General features: G+C 64.7%; 18 protein-coding genes. 7 read left to right on the top strand and 11 right to left on the bottom strand.

Annotated elements, in window-relative coordinates; genetic code table 11:
• Positions 1 to 367: 367 nt before the first annotated feature.
• From ftsX to ftsY, 3 genes are read right to left on the bottom strand one after another with little or no spacing between them, the layout of a single operon-like run.
• Positions 368 to 1,291 (bottom strand): permease-like cell division protein FtsX, encoded by a 924-nt coding sequence (gene ftsX / locus MKD49_RS12815; protein WP_034330663.1) that lies wholly within the window; start codon positions 1,289 to 1,291, stop codon positions 368 to 370.
• A complete protein-coding gene (locus MKD49_RS12810; protein ID WP_121040482.1) occupies positions 1,288 to 1,980 on the bottom strand; it encodes a cell division ATP-binding protein FtsE in 693 nt (230 codons plus the stop codon). The genes ftsX and MKD49_RS12810 overlap by 4 nt, the downstream gene beginning before the upstream one ends.
• A 4-nt stretch (positions 1,981 to 1,984) precedes the next feature.
• Positions 1,985 to 3,205 carry a signal recognition particle-docking protein FtsY gene (gene ftsY, locus MKD49_RS12805; protein ID WP_121040480.1) on the bottom strand — a complete coding sequence of 407 codons (1,221 nt, stop codon included), beginning with the start codon at positions 3,203 to 3,205 and terminating at the stop codon, positions 1,985 to 1,987.
• Between the two features lie 169 nt (positions 3,206 to 3,374).
• On the opposite strand from ftsY, the gene MKD49_RS12800 reads away from it, so the two are divergent.
• The 7 genes from MKD49_RS12800 to MKD49_RS12770 all read left to right on the top strand — a co-directional run bounded on the left by MKD49_RS12800 (position 3,375) and on the right by MKD49_RS12770 (position 9,629).
• A complete protein-coding gene (locus MKD49_RS12800; RefSeq protein ID WP_252696478.1) occupies positions 3,375 to 4,754 on the top strand; it encodes a pitrilysin family protein in 1,380 nt (459 codons plus the stop codon).
• A 136-nt stretch (positions 4,755 to 4,890) separates the two neighbouring features.
• Positions 4,891 to 5,550, top strand: a complete 660-nt coding sequence (locus tag MKD49_RS12795) for a ParA family protein (protein WP_121040476.1) — start codon at positions 4,891 to 4,893, stop codon at positions 5,548 to 5,550.
• Positions 5,551 to 5,587: 37 nt separating this feature from the next.
• Positions 5,588 to 6,910, top strand: a complete 1,323-nt coding sequence (locus tag MKD49_RS12790) for a pitrilysin family protein (RefSeq protein WP_134136930.1) — start codon at positions 5,588 to 5,590, stop codon at positions 6,908 to 6,910.
• Between the two features lie 95 nt (positions 6,911 to 7,005).
• A complete protein-coding gene (gene rsmD / locus MKD49_RS12785; RefSeq protein ID WP_121040472.1) occupies positions 7,006 to 7,677 on the top strand; it encodes a 16S rRNA (guanine(966)-N(2))-methyltransferase RsmD in 672 nt (223 codons plus the stop codon).
• A 36-nt stretch (positions 7,678 to 7,713) separates the two neighbouring features.
• The gene (gene coaD / locus MKD49_RS12780) at positions 7,714 to 8,196 is read left to right on the top strand and encodes a pantetheine-phosphate adenylyltransferase (RefSeq protein ID WP_006461533.1); all 483 of its coding nucleotides are present in this window, start codon (positions 7,714 to 7,716) and stop codon (positions 8,194 to 8,196) included.
• Positions 8,197 to 8,279: 83 nt separating this feature from the next.
• Positions 8,280 to 8,540, top strand: coding sequence for a YfhL family 4Fe-4S dicluster ferredoxin (locus MKD49_RS12775; RefSeq protein WP_034330680.1), 261 nt, complete (start codon positions 8,280 to 8,282; stop codon positions 8,538 to 8,540).
• Positions 8,541 to 8,741: 201 nt separating this feature from the next.
• Entirely contained in the window at positions 8,742 to 9,629 is an 888-nt protein-coding gene (locus MKD49_RS12770) for a DMT family transporter (protein ID WP_252696477.1), read from the top strand.
• A gap of 8 nt (positions 9,630 to 9,637) precedes the next feature.
• On the opposite strand, the gene MKD49_RS12765 is transcribed toward MKD49_RS12770, so the two are convergent.
• The 8 genes from MKD49_RS12765 to paaE all read right to left on the bottom strand — a co-directional run bounded on the left by MKD49_RS12765 (position 9,638) and on the right by paaE (position 18,640).
• Entirely contained in the window at positions 9,638 to 10,756 is a 1,119-nt protein-coding gene (locus tag MKD49_RS12765; RefSeq protein ID WP_034330685.1) for a sensor domain-containing diguanylate cyclase, read from the bottom strand.
• Positions 10,757 to 10,977: 221 nt separating this feature from the next.
• Positions 10,978 to 11,877, bottom strand: coding sequence for an SAM-dependent methyltransferase (locus tag MKD49_RS12760; protein WP_209584558.1), 900 nt, complete (start codon positions 11,875 to 11,877; stop codon positions 10,978 to 10,980).
• Positions 11,878 to 12,075: 198 nt separating this feature from the next.
• Positions 12,076 to 13,278, bottom strand: coding sequence for a 3-oxoadipyl-CoA thiolase (gene pcaF / locus MKD49_RS12755; RefSeq protein WP_252696476.1), 1,203 nt, complete (start codon positions 13,276 to 13,278; stop codon positions 12,076 to 12,078).
• A 41-nt stretch (positions 13,279 to 13,319) separates the two neighbouring features.
• Positions 13,320 to 14,660 (bottom strand): phenylacetate--CoA ligase PaaK, encoded by a 1,341-nt coding sequence (gene paaK / locus MKD49_RS12750; protein WP_121040464.1) that lies wholly within the window; start codon positions 14,658 to 14,660, stop codon positions 13,320 to 13,322.
• A gap of 35 nt (positions 14,661 to 14,695) precedes the next feature.
• Complete coding sequence (gene paaI / locus MKD49_RS12745) at positions 14,696 to 15,184, bottom strand: hydroxyphenylacetyl-CoA thioesterase PaaI (protein WP_121040462.1); 489 nt, start codon at positions 15,182 to 15,184, stop codon at positions 14,696 to 14,698.
• Positions 15,177 to 16,715, bottom strand: a complete 1,539-nt coding sequence (locus MKD49_RS12740; RefSeq protein WP_252696475.1) for a 3-hydroxyacyl-CoA dehydrogenase — start codon at positions 16,713 to 16,715, stop codon at positions 15,177 to 15,179. The genes paaI and MKD49_RS12740 overlap by 8 nt, the downstream gene beginning before the upstream one ends.
• 1 nt (position 16,716) lies before the next feature.
• Positions 16,717 to 17,508, bottom strand: coding sequence for a 2-(1,2-epoxy-1,2-dihydrophenyl)acetyl-CoA isomerase PaaG (paaG, locus tag MKD49_RS12735; RefSeq protein ID WP_252696474.1), 792 nt, complete (start codon positions 17,506 to 17,508; stop codon positions 16,717 to 16,719).
• Positions 17,509 to 17,569: 61 nt separating this feature from the next.
• Positions 17,570 to 18,640, bottom strand: a complete 1,071-nt coding sequence (gene paaE / locus MKD49_RS12730; RefSeq protein WP_252696473.1) for a 1,2-phenylacetyl-CoA epoxidase subunit PaaE — start codon at positions 18,638 to 18,640, stop codon at positions 17,570 to 17,572.
• Positions 18,641 to 18,673: the final 33 nt, after the last annotated feature.

Genomic DNA, 18,673 nt, shown 5'->3' with positions numbered 1-18,673 from the left:
GATGGTGCGGTGTTGATAGCCAAGAACTATTGCTGCTCAGCTAATCATTGCATTACTTCCCCTTCATATTAGTCGCCTTTGGGCGACAAAAGTTGCGATTGGGGTCAAAAGGGGGCCAGAAACTTGTAACACTTTTTTGCAGCGCGCCAAGTGAGGGGCAAGGCGCAGGAAATGGCCATCCTGCATTGGGAAGCTTCGGTGCTGGGGGGGTGGTAAACCGGTCAAATGAACTTGGCTTCAAGTAGAAGACGATCTGACGCCGCTCTTATTGTATGGGCAGCAGGATCAGGTGAATGTTCCTGTCAAAAAAGGAAAGCCCGCATGAGCGGGCTTTCAGGCCAGGCGAACCGGATGGCTGAGGTGGCGCTCAAGCCTTCCTGGCCAACTGCCTGCGCACCGACAGCATCGCCCCGAACAAGCCCAACAAGCCGCTGATGGCCAGCAGCAGGCCGATGGCCATGGGGCTGGGCAGGGCCAGCTGGAATTCCGAGGCATACAGGTGGGCGAAATCCAGGATGGCTTCATTGAGCGGCTGCTGCGCCGCCACCACCAGCCCCAGCGCCACCGCGCCCGCACACAGGCCCAGCAGCGCGCCGGTGTAATAGAACGGACGATAGATGAAGGAATTGGTCGCCCCGAACAGCCGCGAGACCTCGATTTCGTCGCGCTGCGTCATGACCTGCAGGCGAATCGTGTTGAAAACGACCGCCACCACCACCGCCCCCAGCGTGATCCCCAGGAACAGCAGCACCAGCCGCAGGATGCGCAGCAGCGCCGCCAGGCGCTTGACCCATTCGGAATCGATCTGCACCGTATCCACGCCCGGCTGCTTCTTGAGCTGCTGGGCGATGTCATCCACCCGGCTGGCATTCATGGCGTTCTCGAAGCCGGGCAGGCGCACCACGTAGCTGTCCGGCAGCGGATTGCTGCCCAGCGTGGCGAGCACATCGGCCAGGCCGGTCTTGCTCTTCATCGCATCGAAGGCCTTCTCGCGCGGGATGAACTCGACCTTGCCATTGGTGTTGCTGTCCTTCAACACCTGGCTGATGGTCTTGCCCACGGCCTGCGCGGCCTCGCGGCTGGCATCGGGTTTCATGAAGATGCTGATCTCCGGCTCCACCGACATCTGCTCCGAGATCGGGCGCACGTTTTCCAGCGCCGAGAGGCCGGCAAAGGGCAGCGCCAGCGCAATCGAGACCACCAGCACGTTCAACAGGAAATTGCCCGGCGAGCGCAGCAGGTGGCGCAGGGCGTCCGCAATGGCGGCGAAATGCTGTCGGAGCCAGTTCATGGCGACACCTCCACGGGATTGGCCACGCCGTTGTGCCAGCCATCGACGATGCGGCCACGGTCCAGGTAGATGATGCGGTCGGCACCGGTGAGGAAATTTTCGTCGTGGGTCGAGATCAGGCAGGTCACGCCCACGCCGTGGAAGGATTTCAAGGCGGCCAGCACCTTGTTGGCATTGGCCCGGTCCAGATTGGCCGTCGGCTCGTCAGCCAGAATGATCTGCGGACGGTTGACGATGGCGCGTGCAATGGCCACGCGCTGCTGCTCACCGCCGGACAGTTCCAGCGGCTCGCACATGGCCTTCTCCAGCAGGTCGACCTTGTCGAGCGCGGCGCGGGCGCGCTTTTCCGCATCCGGGCGGGAAGAGCCGGTCACGATCAGCGGCAGCATCACGTTGGCCAGCAGATTGCGGTCCAGCAACAGCTTCTGCTGCTGGAAGATCAGCCCCAGGTTGCGCCGCAGGTAGGGCAGGCCGGAAGGTTTCAAGCCCGCGATGTCGGTGCCGCTGACGGTGAGCTTGCCCGAAGTGGGCCGCTCGATGGCCGCGATCATCTTCAGCAGCGTGGACTTGCCGGCACCGGAAGGGCCGGCCAAAAAGATCAATTCGCCCTTCTTCACCGACAACGTAATGTCGCGCAGGGCATAGACCTCGCGCGCGTATTGCTTGGAAACCCGGGTAAATTCAATCATCGGTTCAACTCAGGAGGGCATCGACGAATTCGGTGGCATTGAACGGCTGCAGGTCTTCGATCTTCTCGCCCACGCCGATGAAGTACAGCGGCACCGGGCGGGTCTTGGCGATGGCGGCCAGGATGCCGCCCTTGGCGGTGCCATCCAGCTTGGTCACCACCAGGCCGGTCAGCCCCAGCGCATCATCGAAGGCCTTGACCTGGGCCAGCGCATTCTGGCCGGTGTTGCCGTCGATGACCAGCAGCACTTCATGCGGTGCCGAGTTCATCGCCTTGGCAATGACCCGCTTGATCTTCTTGAGTTCATCCATCAGGTGCAATTGCGTCGGCAGGCGGCCGGCGGTATCGACCATCACCACATGGGTGCCGCGCGCCTGTGCCGAATGCACCGAGTCATAGGCGACGGCGGCCGGATCGCCGGATTCCTGCGCGATCACCTGGACGTTGTTGCGCTCGCCCCAGACTGCCAGCTGCTCGCGGGCGGCCGCGCGGAAGGTGTCGCCGGCGGCCAGCAGCACCGACTGGCCGTGCGCCTGCAGATGCAGGGCCAGCTTGCCGATGGTGGTGGTCTTGCCGGCACCGTTGACGCCGGCAATCATCATCACCAGCGGCTTGTCGCGGCCCAGCACCAGCGGGCGCTGCAGCGGCTGCAGCAGGTCGATCAGCAGGGTGCGCAGGGCGGTGCGCACCTGGGCGGCTTCGGTCAGGCGCTCGTTTTTGACTTTTTTCTTCAGCTCGGCCAGCAGCCACTGGGTGGCTTCCACGCCGGCGTCCGATACCAGCAGGGCCGATTCCAGTTCCTCGTACAAGTCTTCATCGATGCGCGCACCCACGAACAGCGTGGTCAGGTTGCTCGAGGTCTTGGACAGCCCGGCCTTCAGGCGCGACAGCCACGAGCGCTTGACCTCTGGGGCCGGTTCCGGCGCGGCGACGATCTCGACTTCTTCGGCGGACTCTTCGATGGCGGCCACCGGCTCCGGGGGGGCGGCCGGGGCAGTCAAGGGTTGGGGCACAGGCTCCGGGTCAGCGATCGGCGTCGGGGCTGGCGGTGCTACCGGTGCAGGCGCGGCAACTGGTGGCTGAACCGCAGCGGGAGCGGCAGGAGCAGGAGCAACGGATTCAGTCGGGGGCGGAACCACCGGGGCCGGCTGGGCTGCCGGTTCGGCCTGGGGCGGCAGCGCGGGTTGCGCTTCCGGTTTGGGTTTTCTTTTGAAAAAACTGAACATCGGATGGCGGATAGGCTGGATGGTAGCTGCGGCCGGGGCGGGGGAGGGCGGGACGGCAGGCGCGTGGCTGCCCTGACAACCGCAGTGGACAGGTTACAATTGCCCTTCCACAAGACCCGCGCATGGCCGCCAGGGTCAATGAATCCTGCATTTTATCAGAGCACAGCCCATGAAATCGAAGATCAGAGCCCTCCTGGCCACCGCCCTGCTGAGCCTCCTGGCCGCTACGGCGGCGCAGGTGCGGGCCGAGCCGGCGCGCGAATTCGTGCTGGCCAACGGCATGAAAGTGGTCGTCAAGGAAGACCGGCGCGCCCCCACGGCGGTGCAGATGGTCTGGTACAAGGTCGGCAGCATCGATGAACTCAACGGCACCACCGGGGTATCGCATGCGCTGGAACACATGATGTTCAAGGGCACCAAGAACCACAAGGTCGGCGAATTCAGCCGCCTGGTGGCCGAGCTGGGCGGGCAGGAAAACGCCTTCACCGCCAATGACTTCACCGCCTACTTCCAGCAGATCGAAAAGAGCCATCTGGAAAAGGTGATGGCGCTCGAAGCCGACCGCATGGCCAACCTGCAATTCGATGCCAAGGAATTCGCCAAGGAAATCCGCGTCATCATGGAAGAACGCCGCTGGCGCACCGATGACCAGCCCATGGGCCTGCTGAATGAAGCCCTGAACGCCGCCGCCTGGACCGCCCACCCCTATCACCACCCCGTGGTCGGCTGGATGGACGACCTGCAGCACATGACGGTGCAGGACATCGCCGGCTGGTATCGCCAGTGGTACGCCCCCAACAACGCCACCCTGGTGGTGGCCGGGGACGTCGATGCCCAGCGCGTGCTGGCCCTGGCCAAAAAATATTTCGGCAAGATCCCGTCCCACCCCGTGCCACAGGGCAAGCCGCAGAACGAGCCCGAGCAACTGGGCTTGCGCCGCGTCACCGTCAAGGCACCGGCTGAAAATCCTTATGTCGTGATGGCCTGGAAGGTGCCCGCCCTGCGCAATGTGGAAGCCGACCAGGAAGCCTACGCCCTCGACGTGCTCTCCGCCGTGCTGGATGGCTATGACAATGCCCGCCTGACGGCCAACCTGATCCGCACCGCCAGCCAGGCCACTGCCGTCGGTGCCAGCTACAGCGGTGTAGCACGCGGCCCGGTGCTGTTCACGCTGGAAGGCAGCCCGGCCAACGGCGTTTCCACCGAACAGCTGGAAGGCCTGCTGCGCGGCGAAGTGCAGCGCATCGCCAGCGAAGGCGTCTCGGAGCAGGAACTGCAGCGCGTCAAGACGCAACTGATCGCCTCGCAGGTCTACAAGCGCGATTCCGTTTTCGGCCAGGCCATGGAGATCGGCATGATGGAAACCACCGGCCTGGGCCAGAAGAACATCGACCGCATCATCGACCGCCTCAAAAGCGTGACCGCCGCCCAGGTGCAGGCGGTGGCCCAGAAATACTTCAAGGACGATACGCTCACGGTCGCCACGCTGGTCCCGCTGCCGCTGAACGGCAAGAAGCCCGCCGCGCCGCCGCCCGGCCTGTTGCATTGAGGATTGACGTTTTTTGCACCATTAAGCCGGGATGAATGCTGTATCGAACGGCATTAACGACGGCTTAATGGGATGTCCAAGTCGCTGAGTTCTTCCTTTTCTGATCGATCGGCTTCTGTTCTTTACGGAGAAAACCATGCCCGTCATCGTCGTCGCCAACCCCAAGGGAGGCGTAGGCAAGACCACCCTGGCCACCAACCTGGCCGGTTATTTCGCCAGCCTTGGCCATGCCGTCATGCTGGGCGACATCGACCGCCAGCAGTCTTCGCGTGCCTGGCTGTCGATCCGTCCGGAGCAGGCGCGCCCCATCAGCACCTGGGACATCAACGAGGACTACGTCGCCAAGCCCCCCAAGGGCAGCACCCACGTGGTGCTGGACACGCCCGCCGGGCTGCATGGCTGGCGTCTCAACGATACCCTCAAGCTGGCCGACAAGATCCTGGTGCCGCTGCAGCCCTCGATTTTCGACATCCTGGCCACCCAGGATTTCCTGCGCCGCCTGGCCAATGAAAAGGCGGTACGCGATGGCGAGATCGATGTCGGCATCGTCGGCATGCGGGTTGATGCCCGCACCCGCTCGGCCGAGCAGCTGCAGCGCTTCATCGAGGGCCTGAAGCTGCCGGTGCTGGGCCATCTGCGCGATACCCAGAACTACGTGCAACTGGCCGCGCACGGCCTGACCCTGTGGGATATCGCGCCTTCGCGCGTGCAGCGCGATCTCGACCAGTGGCAGCCCATCCTGCAGTGGCTGGGCGGACAGCCCGCCGCTGCACCTGAACCTGAACAGAACGCCTGACATCACGCTTGCCCCGTCGCTTTCGATTTCCGTTTCCATGAAAAAAATTCTTCCTCTCCTGCTGCTCCCGCTGGCCTTCCTCTGCAGCGCTCCCGCCTCGGCGGCCCTGGCCATCCAGTCCTGGACCCAGCCCGATGGCGCGCGCGTGCTGTTCGTGGCCAATCACTCCATTCCCATGCTGGATGTGAGCGTGCAGTTCGATGCCGGCCAGCGCCGTGATCCCGCCGCCAAGGCCGGCCTGGCCGAGCTGACCGTGGCCAGCCTCACGCGCGGCGTGGAGGCCGCCAACGGCGCGCCGGCACTCACCGAAGCCCAGATCCTCGACGGCTTTGCCGATGTCGCCGCCCAGCAGCATGGCGGGGCCGGGCAGGACCGTGCCGGCGTGAGCCTGCGCAGCCTGTCCTCGCCCGCCGAGCGCGATGCCGCGCTGGGTTTGCTGGGCCGCATGCTGGCCCATCCGGCCTTCCCGCAGGCGGGCCTGGAGCGTGACCGTGCGCTGGCCATCGCCAATCTGAAGGAAGAACTGACCAAGCCCGAAACCATCGCCGAGAAGGCCTTCATGGAAGCCGCCTACGGCAGCCATCCCTATGCCGTCGATGCCAGCGAAGCCAGTCTGCAGGCCATCACCCGTGAGGACCTGCTGGCCTTCCATCGCGCCCACTACGTGGCCAACCGCGCCGTGATTGCCCTGATCGGCGACATCACCGAAGCGCAGGCGCGCAGCATCGCCAGCGCCCTCACGCGTGAACTGCCGCAGGGCAGCGCCTTGCCGGCCCTGCCGCAAGTGGCTGCGCCCAAGGGCGTGGAGCGCCGCATCGCCCATCCGGCTTCGCAATCGCACATCCTCATCGGCGCCCCGGCCATCCAGCGCGGCGACAATGATTTCTTCGCGCTCACGGTGGGCAACTACGTGCTGGGCGGCGGCGGTTTCGTCTCGCGCCTGACCGATGAAGTGCGCGAGAAGCGTGGCCTCAGCTACAGCGTCTACAGTTATTTCTCGCCGCTGGCGCAGCCGGGTCCGTTCCAGATCGGCCTGCAGACCAAGAAGGAGCAGACCGCCGAAGCCCTGCGCGTGACCCGCGCCACGCTGGACAAATTCCTGCAGGAAGGCCCGACCGCCGCCGAACTGAAGGCCGCCAAGGACAACCTCGCCGGTGGCTTCGCCCTGCGCATCGACAGCAATGCCAAGCTGCTGGAGAACCTCTCGGTGATCGGCTTCTATGGCCTGCCGCTGGATTACCTGGACCACTGGATCGAACGCATCCGCGCGGTGAGCGTGCAGGATGTGCGTGCGGCCTTCCGCAAGCATGTGCATCCGGAAGAATTGTCCACCGTCATCGTCGGTGAAGCCGCCGAGTAAATCGCCGGGTAAATCGTTTAGTCCATTTGTTCATTTGAGAATCAGGGGATCCACCGATCCCGTCAACGGCCCCGCCGTCAGCAGCAAGGAAAGTCATGCGCAAGAGCAGTCCCCCCTCCCATGGCGCGCCCTCCAAGGGCGGCAAGCCATCCCGGCCCGTCAACCGTGGCCCGCACCAGGTGCGCATCATCGGCGGCCAGTGGAAGCGCACGCCGCTGCCGGTGCTGGACGCCGAAGGCCTGCGTCCCACGCCCGACCGCGTGCGCGAGACCGTCTTCAACTGGATCACCCATCTCATCGATGGCGCCTGGGAGCAAGTGGCCTGCCTGGATCTCTTCGCCGGCTCCGGCGCCCTCGGTTTCGAAGCCGCCAGCCGTGGCGCGCGCCGCGTGGTGATGGTGGAAAACAGCAGCCCGGCCGTGCGCCAGCTGGAAGCCAACCGCGACAAGCTCAAGGCCGACAAGCTGGCCATCGTCCGTGGCGACGCCCTGGCCGCCGTGCAGAGCGCGGCCCAGCGCGAGCCCGCGGGCTACGGCCTGGTCTTCATCGATCCGCCGTATCACCAGGGCTGGCTGGAAAAAGTGTTGCCAGCCTGCATGCCTTTGCTCACGCCCTCCGGACTGGTCTATGCCGAAGCCGAATATCCGCTCGACGGCGAGCAGGCCCCCGAATGGATGCAGGACTGGGAAGTGGTCCGCGCCGACAAGGCCGGCATGGTCTTCTATCATTTATTGCAACGCAAAAGCGGCACCCAAATTGAGGCATAATGCGCCTTCTGATTCAATAGCCGGAGAGGAGACACCATGGTCACAGCTGTATATCCGGGGACATTCGATCCGTTGACGCGCGGTCATGAGGACCTGGTCCGCCGCGCTTCCGGATTGTTCGACAAGCTGGTCGTGGGCGTAGCCGACAGCAAGAACAAGAAGCCCTTCTTTTCGCTCGAAGAGCGCCTGTCGATTGCCAACGAAGTGCTGGGGCATTATCCCAATGTGCAGGTGGAGAGCTTCTCGGGCCTCTTGAAGGATTTCGTGCGCCAGAACAATGCGCGCGTCATCGTGCGCGGCCTGCGCGCGGTCTCGGACTTCGAATACGAATTCCAGATGGCCGGCATGAACCGCTACCTGCTGCCGGACGTGGAAACGCTGTTCCTGACCCCGTCCGACCAGTACCAGTTCATCTCCGGCACCATCGTGCGCGAGATTGCGCAGCTGGGCGGCGATGTGTCCAAGTTCGTGTTCCCCTCGGTAGAGAAGTGGCTCAAGGAAAAGATCGCCAAGCAATGATGCCGGCGATGGTCAGGATTCAAGCCAGGCAACAGGCAAGCAAAAGGTAGTGCAATGATGTTTCAAGCAAGCGAGGTGCGGCAATGGCACTGATGATTACCGACGATTGCATCAACTGCGACGTCTGCGAACCGGAATGCCCCAACGAGGCCATCTACATGGGGCCGCAGATCTATGAGATCGATCCGGACAAATGTACTGAATGCGTGGGCCATTTCGAGGAGCCGCAGTGCCAGCAGGTCTGCCCGGTGGCCTGCATCCCCTTCAATCCGGCCTGGCGCGAAAGCCGCGAGCAGTTGATGGACAAGTACGAACGCCTGCAGGCCGAGGCCAAGCGCAGCTGATCGTCCGGCTGCGGCCGTGCTGCAATTGAATGCCGTTCAGTGCTGCACTGAACGGCATTTTGATTTTGTTAATGCTCCTTGCTGGGAGCATTAAGCCTGGATTAATACCCGCTATCAGCGCCGGCCAACCACCGTCTGCCACTGCGCACGTACATTGGCTTGCCTCCCGGATTGACTGACGCGCCTCCTCCTGAACACGACATGCACTCCCTTCCCAAATCCGCCGTCGCCGCCTTGCTGCTCAACACCTTCATCTGGGGCCTGTCCTGGACCGGCACGCGCGCGCTGGAAGGCATGGGCCTGCATCCGGTCTGGGCCACGGCCGCCATCTTCAGCGGCTGTGCGCTCTTGCTGCTGACCCTGCGCCATCGCGAACTGCCGCTGCTGTGGCGCCATCCGGCCCTGCTGGGCGTGGGGCTGGCCACGGGGCTGACCAATGCCTCCTTCAACATGGCGGTGGCCTATGGCGACGTGGTGCGGGTGATCCTGCTGTTCTACCTGATGCCGGTGTGGACCGTGATCCTGGCGCGCCTGGTGCTGCACGAGGCCATCACCCCGCGCTCGCTGGCGCGCGTGGCCCTGGGATTGGGGGGCGCCTTCATCGTGCTGTACCAGCCGCGGCTGGGCCTGCCGCTGCCGCAGAGCCTGCCGGACTGGATGGCGGTGGCCTCGGGCTTGCTGTTTGCGGTGACCAACGTGCTGTTGCGCCGCCTGCATGGCTTCTCCGATGGCACGCGGGCGGTGGCGATGCTGGTGGGGAGCGGCGTCTTTGCCAGCCTGCTGGGCGTGGTGCTGTCGACGGCCGGGGTGGTGGCCTGGCCGCTGCCCCTGCCGGTGGCGGCCGCGCCGGTGGTGGCGTTGTGGGCGGTACTGTTCCTGGTGTCGAACCTGAGCCTGCAATATGGCGTGGCGCGCTTGCCGGCCAACATCGCGGCCGTCATCATGCTGGCCGAAATCCTGGTCGCGACCTTCTCGGCCTGGATGCTGGGCGCGGCCGAGCTGCGGCCGCAGGATCTGATCGGCGGCGTACTCATCATCGCCGCCCCGTGGATCGTGCGCGATCGCCGGGTAGCGGCGCAGCCGGCCTGATCAGTCGCTCATTCGGCCGGTGCCAGCATGACCCGGTTGCGGCCGGCTTCCTTGGCCTGGTAGAGCGCCTGGTCGGCGGCCTTGAGCATGGCCTGCTTGACCTCGGCGGCGGGACGGCTGCGGTCGGGTGGTGACAGCGAGGCCGCGCCGATCGAGGCGCTGATGCGCAGCGGATCGCGCGAGCCTTCAATCATCACGCCACGGCTGCAGATGCCGGCGCGGATACGCTCGGCGATACGTGCGGCGTCGTCCCGCGTGGCGTGCGTGAGCAGGACCACGAACTCTTCCCCGCCGAAGCGGCCCAGCGCATCCGACAGGCGCAGTTCCTTCTTGATGCGCGCGGCCACTTCTCGCAGCACATCGTCGCCGCTCTGGTGGCCGAACTGGTCGTTGACGCGCTTGAAATGGTCGATGTCGATGAACAGGCAAGACAGTGCCGAGCGGTCACGCTGGCTGCGTGCCACTTCTTCCTGCATGCGCTGCTCGATGTAGCGGCGGTTGTTCACGCCGGTCAGCGGATCGGTGAGGCCGATGTGCTTGAGGCGTTCGTTGTTGATGACGTTTTCCAGGCAGATGGCCGCCACGGTGGCCAGGCGCTGGATGAAGTCGGTGGCCAGGCTGCGGGTGAAGCGCTCGGCATAGGCGCTCCCCAGCGACAGGTAGCCCAGCAGCCGGTGCTGGCGCACCAGCGGCAGCACCGCCACGCTCACCGGCTGGTAATGCGGGAACAGCGCGCCGTGCAGCGCCGGCACGTACTGGCCCAGGCGCGGTTTTTCGTCGTCCAGCGGGCCATCCTCGTCGATGAAGTGCAGCGGGGCCTTCAGGAACAGCAGCTTGGGGAATTCGTTCACGCCGATCTGCAGGTCGCGCAGGATGCGCTGGATCGCGTAGTCGCCATCGATCAGGGACAGCGTCACCGTCTCCAGGCTGAACACGCCGGGCATCACGGTCAGGATGACGTCAATCAGTTCGCGGAATTCGCTGGCGCCGATCAGTTTCAGGTCGAAGGCCTGATGGCGTTCGATGATGGACTGGTTGATGTGCGCCTGCTGCAGCAGCTCCTGCAGCTCGCTCCTCAGTTGCTCGTTGTCGGCAATCAGCGATTCCATATCGATGGTGGCTTTCATGTGCTCATCTGCATTTTCCGGCGTCCGGCCGGCCCCTTGCCCAATCCGGTTGCCCGGTCTCCCTGCGGCCGCGATGTCGCGCGTGCGGCCTGACTGCCTGTATTGCGATTGCCGTGATCCGATCCGACGTTATCGGCAGGGACGGCGGCAAATGAAGCCCGTCCCGCTGTCATTACTGTCCAGCAAGAAGCGTTCCCGTCCGCTTGCCTGCTGGCGCCGCCTCAGGCGGCCAGGGGCGCGAAGAAGCGCTCGCCCATCTCTTCCAGACCCAGCGTGCGCAGCACTTCCTGCAGGCGCTCGGCCGGACGGCGGCGCGGCAGGTCGCGGTATTGCGCAATGATCAACTCATTCTTCATCGAATGTTCCCAGCCCACCAGCTCGGTCACGCTGACCTTGTAGCCATGCGCTTCCAGCTGCAGGCAACGCAGCACGTTGGTGACCTGGCTGCCGAATTCGCGCGTGTGCAGCGGATGGCGCCAGATCTCGGTTAGCGAATTGGCAAGCGACTTGCCCTTGTTGCGATTGAGCACCGAGGCCACTTCGGCCTGGCAGCACGGCACCAGCACGATGAAGCGCGCCTGTTTGGCCAGCGCGAAATGGATGGCGTCATCGGTGGCGGTATCGCAGGCGTGCAGGGCGGTGACGACGTCAATCTTTTCCGGCAGGCTGGGCGAGGTGATGGAATCGGCCACCGACAGGTTCAGGAAGGACATGCCGCCGAAGCCCAGGCGTGCGGCCAGTTCTTCGGACTTGCGCACCAGCTCTTCGCGCGTTTCGATGCCGTAGATGCGCGGTGCCCCTTGCAGGCTTTTGAAGAACAGGTCGTAGAGGATGAAGCCGAGATAGGATTTGCCCGCGCCATGGTCGACCAGGCTCACGTCGGGATGATCGTCCAGCACTTCCTGCAGCAGCGGTTCGATGAACTGGTAGAGGTGGTAGACCTGTTTCAGTTTGCGGCGGCTGTCCTGGTTCAGCTTGCCGTCGCGCGTGAGGATGTGGAGTTCCTTGAGCAGTTCGATGGATTGGCCGGGGCGGATCTCATGCGCCTGCGGGGCGCTCTCGGCGGCGGGTTTGGCCCGGTTCGGCTGGCGGCCGGGGGCGCTGTTGGCTTGCTTGCTCATGATGCTGCACTGGCGAAGGGCCGGCGCGCAGGCCGGCGGGGTGGATTCGGGGGCAGGGCGGCGAGCTCCGGAGCTCGGCAAAGGCCTGCCGTGGCCGGGCATTTTACCCGATCCCGATGTCAGCTTCGTGAAGTGCTGCTGCCGTGCGCGGCATGTTGCAAGCGAGCAAACATGCGCGCACGGGCCAGTCTCATGGGCTCACACCCGTTCGATCACCAGCGCGATGCCCTGGCCCACGCCGATGCACATGGTGCACAGCGCATACCGGCCACCGGTGCGCTCCAGCTGGTTGAGGGCGGTGGTCACCAGCCGCGCGCCGGAAGCCCCCAGCGGATGGCCGATGGCAATCGCACCGCCATTCGGATTGACGTGTGCGGCATCGTCGGGCAAGCCCAGATCGCGCGTCACCGCCAGTCCCTGTGCGGCAAAGGCTTCGTTGAGTTCGATCACGTCCATCTGCGCCAGCGTCAGGCCGACTTGCGCCAGCACCTTGCGTGCTGCCGGGGCCGGGCCGAAGCCCATGATGCGCGGCGCGACACCGGCGGTGGCCATGCCCAGCACGCGCGCACGCGGCTTCAGGCGATACAGGTCGGCCGCCTTGGGTGAGGCCAGCAGCAGCGCGCAGGCGCCATCGTTGACGCCGGAGGTATTGCCCGCCGTGACCGTGCCATCGGGACGCACCACGCCCTTCAGTTTGGCCAGCGTGGCCAGGGTGGTGTCCGGGCGCGGATGTTCGTCGGTGGTGACGATGAGCGGATCGCCCTTCTTCTGCGGGATGGCCAGCGGTGCGATCTCGCCGGCGAAGAAACCGGCCTCTTGTGCTGCGGCCCAGCGCTGCTGGCTGCGCAGCGCAAAGGCATCCTGGTCGGCCCGGTTGATGTTGAAATCGGTGGCGACGTTTTCGGCCGTCTCGGGCATCGAGTCGATGCCGTACTGCGCCTTCATCAGCGGATTGACGAAGCGCCAGCCGATGGTGGTATCGAAGATCGCGGCACTGCGCGAGAAGGCCGATTCCGCCTTGCCCATCACGAAGGGCGCGCGCGTCATGCTCTCCACGCCGCCGGCGATCATCAGCTGCACCTCGCCCGACTTGATGGCGCGTGCAGCCATGCCCACTGCATCGAGGCTGGAGCCGCACAGGCGGTTGAGGGTGGTGCCCGGCACCTCGATGGGCAAGCCGGCCAGCAGACCGGCCATGCGGGCCACGTTGCGGTTGTCTTCGCCGGCCTGGTTGGCGCAGCCGTAAAGGATGTCGTCGACGCAGCGCCAGTCCACGCCGGGGTTGCGCTCCATCAGGCTGCGAATGGGCGCGGCCGCCAGGTCATCGGCGCGCACTGCGCCCAATGCACCGCCATAGCGGCCGAAGGGCGTGCGGATGGCGTCACAGATCAATGCTTCCATAAGTTTTTTTCTTCCTGGATCAAGGGTTGCAGGGCCGGGCATCAGGCCGGAACGGCCGAGGTGGCGGCGGCTTCCGCCTTCTTGCGATGGTCGATCACGCGTTTGGCCTTGCCCACCGAAGTGCGCTCGATCATGCCGGCCGGCACCACCGTCACCTTGGTCGAAATGCCGACATAGGTCTTGATGCTGTGCTGCAGTTCCTTCTCCAGCGCCTCCACGTGTTCGTTGGAGGCATCTTCGCGCAGCTCGGCGAAGACGCACATGCTGTCCATGTGGCCGTGGCGTTCGATCTGCAGCTGGTATTGCGGGGCCAGTTGCGGCAGCTTCAGGATCAGTTCCTCGATCTGGGTCGGGAACACGTTCACGCCACGGATGATGAGCATGTCGTCCGAGCGTCCGGTGATCTTGCCGATGCGGCGCATCGCGCGCGAGGTCGGCGGCAACAGGCGCGTGAGGTCGCGGGTACGGTAGCGGATCATCGGCAGCGCTTCCTTGGTCAGCGAGGTAAAGACCAGTTCGCCTTCAGAGCCATCGGGCAGCACTTCGCCGGTATCCGGGTCGATGATCTCGGGATAGAAATGGTCTTCCCAGATCACCGGGCCATCCTTGCTCTCGATGCATTCGCTGGCCACGCCCGGCCCCATCACTTCGGAGAGGCCGTAGATGTCCACTGCATCGATGCCGGCGCGCTGCTGGATCTCGCGGCGCATGGCATCGGTCCAGGGCTCGGCGCCGAAGATGCCGACCTTCAGCGAGCTGGCCGCCGCATCCAGTCCCTGGCGCTGGAATTCTTCGATCACGTTGAGCATGTAGGAGGGCGTGACCATGATGATGCTGGGTTTGAAATCACGAATGAGCTGCACCTGCTTCTCGGTCTGGCCGCCTGACATGGGGATGACGGTGCAGCCCAATTTTTCCGCACCATAGTGCGCGCCCAGGCCGCCGGTGAAGAGGCCATAGCCATAGGAAATCTGCACGATGTCGCCACGCCGGCCGCCGGCGGCGCGAATGGAGCGCGCCACCACGGTAGCCCAGGTATCGATGTCGTTCTGCGTATAGCCCACCACGGTCGGCTTGCCGGTGGTGCCGCTGGAAGCGTGCACCCGCACCACCTGTTCGCGCGGTACGGCAAACATGCCGAAGGGATAGTGGTCGCGCAGGTCCTGCTTGGTGGTGAAGGGAAATTTGGACAGATCCGACAGGCTCTTGAGATCGTCCGGATGCACGCCGGCCTGGTCGAAGGCATTGCGGTAGTGCGCCACGTTGTCATAGGCGTGCTGCAAGGACCATTTCAGGCGTTGCAGCTGCAGCGCCTGCAGTTCGTCGCGGCTGGCGGTTTCGATGGGTTCCAGATCGCCGGGTTGTGGAGTGCGGGTGGTCATGGTGGTCTCCTGTCTCTGTTGGTATTGGTGTTCTTTTATGCGTGGCCTTGCTGCGCCGCTGGCAGTCCGCTGATCACCTCGCCCTTGATGCGATAGGACTTGCCCCGGAACAGCGCGATGATCTTGCCGTCCTGGTTGCTCACGGTGATGTCGTAGACCCCGGTGCGGCCGGCCAGCGTGCGTTCCTGTGCCTCGGCGGTCAGGACGTCATTGCGCAGGGCCGGTGCCACGTATTCGATGCTGCACCCCGATGCCACGGTGTTGAGATTACGGCTGTTGCAGGCAAATGCAAAGCTGCTGTCGGCCAGCGCGAAGATGAAACCGCCGTGGCAGGTGGCGTGGCCATTGAGCATGTCGCTGCGCACCAGCATGCTCATGCGCGCGCGGCCGGGCGCGACTTCCAGGATCCTCATGCCCAGCGCCTGGGAGGCGTTGTCGCGCGGGAACATGGCTTGTACCGTGGCCTCGGCCAGGGCTTGCGGATCCATCTCGGCAGATGGGAATGACAATGCGGTTTCACTCATGGAATTTCCTCCCGGATGCTTGCAGTCGTTGGAGCAGGGGCGAGACGCGGTAGCGGTCTTCGCCATAGGTGGCACTGAGCTGGCGCAGTACATTGGCGACGGTGTCGACGCCGATGGCATCGGCCCAGGCCAGCGGGCCGCGCGGATAGTTGACGCCCTTCTGCATGGCCAGGTCGGCGTCCTGCTTGCTGCACACGCCCTGGCTGACGGCGTCCGCCGCTTCGTTGATGAGCATGCAGACGGTGCGCATGACCACCATGCCCGGCACGTCCTGCAGCGGCGAGAGGGCAAAGCCGCAGTGTTGCAGCACGCCCGCCACCGCCTCCCAGGCACGGTCGCGGCACTGGTCGGCGCGGGTCAGGGCCAGGCGCGGGGCCGTGGCATAGTCCAGTGCCAGGTCCACCAGCACCACGTCGGGCATGTTGTAGTCGTAGGATTGCTGGGTCGCGGTGCGGCCGCCGGTCATGTAGAGGCGGCCGGGGCCGGCCTTCATCAGCAGCTGGTCGGCGCGCGCCTCGCAGTACTCCACGCGGCCCTGATAGCGCGCGCGGATCACTTCCACCAGCGGATGCGTACCGAACAATTGCAGCGGTACCGTGGGCGTGTCGAATGCCGGGACGGTGACTGGCTGTGGCGTTTCCGGTGCCTCGCCATAGCGATAGAAACCGCGTCCGCTCTTGCGCCCGAGGAAGCCGGCGTACACCAGTTCCTGCTGGATCAGCGAAGGCGTGAAACGCGGATCATTGAAATACGCCTGGAATACCGATTGCGTGACGGCGAAATTGACGTCATGCCCGATCAGGTCCATCAGTTCGAACGCCCCCATGCGGAAACCGCCGGACTCGCGCAGGATGGCGTCGATGGTAGCGGGCTGCGCACCGCGCTCGTTGAGCACGCGCAAGGCCTCGGCGTAATAGGGACGCGCCAGCCGGTTGACGATGAAGCCCGGTGTCGAGGCGGCCACCACCGGCACCTTGCCCCAGGCCAGCGCGGTGTCATGCAGGCACTGCACCACGGTGGCATCGCTGCATACGCCGCGGATGATTTCCACCAGCGCCATCATCGGCACCGGGTTGAAGAAATGCATGCCGGCCAGACGTTCGGGATGGCGCAGCGTGGCTGCGATCTGGGTGATCGAGATCGAGGAGGTATTGCTGGCCAGGATGCACTGCGCATCGACGATGGCTTCCAGCTTGCCGAACAGTTCCTGCTTGGCCGCCAGCTGTTCGACGATGGCTTCCACCACCAGGCGCGCATCGCGCATTTCCTGCAGCGCGTGCGCTACCGACAGCCGGTCGCTCGCGCCTTGCGCCTGTTCGTGCGTGATCTTGCCCTTGTTGGCCAGCTTGTCGAGGCTGGCGCGGATGTCGGCGATGGCCTTGGCCGCGGCACCGTCGCGGCTGTCGTAGAGCTGCACCGGATGGCCGGCGACTGCCGCCACCTGCGCAATGCCGGCGCCCATGGTGCCGCTGCCGATGACAGCGACGCGGGCCGTGGCGGGCAGGGCGTGCGGAGACTCTGCTGCGCTCATGTCATTGTCCCGTGAATTGCGGCGCGCGCTTTTCCAGGAAGGCGCTCACGCCTTCGCGGTAGTCGCGGCTGTGGCCGAGGGCGCGCATGGTGTCGCGTTCCAGGTCCAGCTGTTCGGGCAGCGTATTGGCCGGGCTGGCATACAGCGTGGCCTTGGTGGCGGCCAGGCCCTTGGTCGGGGCGCGGGCGAAGTGGGTGGCCATGGCATAGGCTTCTTCCATGAGCTTGTCGTCGTCCACGCACTTCCAGATCAGGCCCCAGCGTTCGGCTTGCTCGGCGCTGATCTTCTCGCCCAGCAGTGCCATGCCCATGGCGCGCGCCGTGCCCACCAGGCGCGGCAGGAAATAGGTGCCGCCGGTATCGGGGATCAATCCCAGCTTGCAGAACACTTCCACGAAGCTGGCCGAACGCGCGGCCAGCACGATGTCGCAGGCCAGCGGCAGGTTGGCGCCCGCACCGGCGGCCACGCCATTGACGGCGCAGATCACCGGGAAGGGCAGCGCCCGCAGCGACTTCACCAGCGGACCGTAGTACTTGTCGATGGATTCGCCCAGGTCGACGGCGCCGTCACCGGGTTTGACGGCGCGGTCGCCCAGGTCCTGGCCGGCGCAGAAACCGCGTCCGGCACCGGTGAGCAGCAGCACCCGCACGCTGGGGTCGGCCTGCAGCGTGGCGATGGCCTCGCGCAATTCCAGATGCATGGCCACGGTGAAGCTGTTGAGCTTGTCGGGGCGGTTCAGGGTGATGACGGCGATGCCGTCATGGTTCTCGAAGAGGATGGTGGAGTCGCTCATGGGCTCAGGAAAGTTCAGGGGCTGATCAAAGGGAGGGCCGCATCGTGCGGGCGTGGCTGGCTCAGTTGTCCTGGTCGAAGTCCAGCAGCAGCTTGTCGCTGACCGGGAAGGACTGGCAGCTCAGGACGAAGCCGCGCGCGATCTCGTAGTCTTCGAGCGCGTAGTTGGCATCCATGTCGACCTTGCCCTCGACCACCTTGCAGCGGCAGGTGGCGCACACGCCGCCCTTGCAGGAGTAGCGCAGGTCGATGCCGTGCTTCAGGCCTGCGTCGAGCACGGATTCCTTTTCCTTGTCCATGGTGAAGACGTTGTGATAACCGTCGACGATCACCGTGACTTCGCATTCCTTCTTGCCGACGACCGGGCGCGAAGCATGCGAACGCGTGGGCGCGCTGGCGGCGAACAATTCGGTCTTGATCTGTGTCTTGGGCAGGCCATGCGCCTGCAGCGAATCGGAGACGGCCTGCACCATTTCTTCCGGGCCGCACAGGAAGGCGGCGTCCACGTCCTTGAGATCGATCCAGGAGGCGAAGAAGGCATCGCACTTGCTGCGGTCGATGCGGCCGTTGAACAATTCCACGTCCTGCTGTTCGCGGCTCATCACCCAGATCACGTTGAGGCGTTCGAGGTAGGCATCCTTGAGGTCGGTGATCTCTTCCTTGAAGATCACCGAGGAGGAAGCGCGATTTGCATAGACCAAAGTGAAACGGCTGTGCGGCTCGGCCAGCAGGGTGGTCTTGATGATGGAGATCATCGGCGTGATGCCGCTGCCCGCCGCAAAGGCCAGGTAGTGCTTGCGGTTGGCCGCATCCAGCGGGACGTTGAAGTGGCCCATGGGCGGCATCACTTCGATGCTTTGTCCCGGGACAAAGGATTCATTGGCCCAGTTCGAGAACAGCCCGCCCGGTACGCGCTTGATGGCCACGCGCAACTGCTTTTCCTGGGTGGCCGCGCAGATCGAATAGGAGCGGCGCAATTCCTCGCCCTCGATGTGCGAGCGCAGCGTCAGGTGCTGGCCTTGCTGGTAGGAAAACGTGTCCTGCAATTCGGGCGGGACGGCGAAGGAGACCACGATGGTGTCGCGCGTTTCCTGTTTCACGCCCGAGATGGTCAGTGGATAGAATTTGCTCATGATCTTGTGCCTTTGTTCTGGGACATTGAGCGC

Origin of the sequence: Herbaspirillum sp. WGmk3 (assembly GCF_023952535.1) — a bacterium.
GTDB classification, from domain to species: domain Bacteria; phylum Pseudomonadota; class Gammaproteobacteria; order Burkholderiales; family Burkholderiaceae_D; genus Herbaspirillum; species Herbaspirillum huttiense.
The sequence above is the reverse complement of the archived record's forward strand: the minus strand, read 5'-3'. Positions and strand labels throughout refer to the sequence as shown.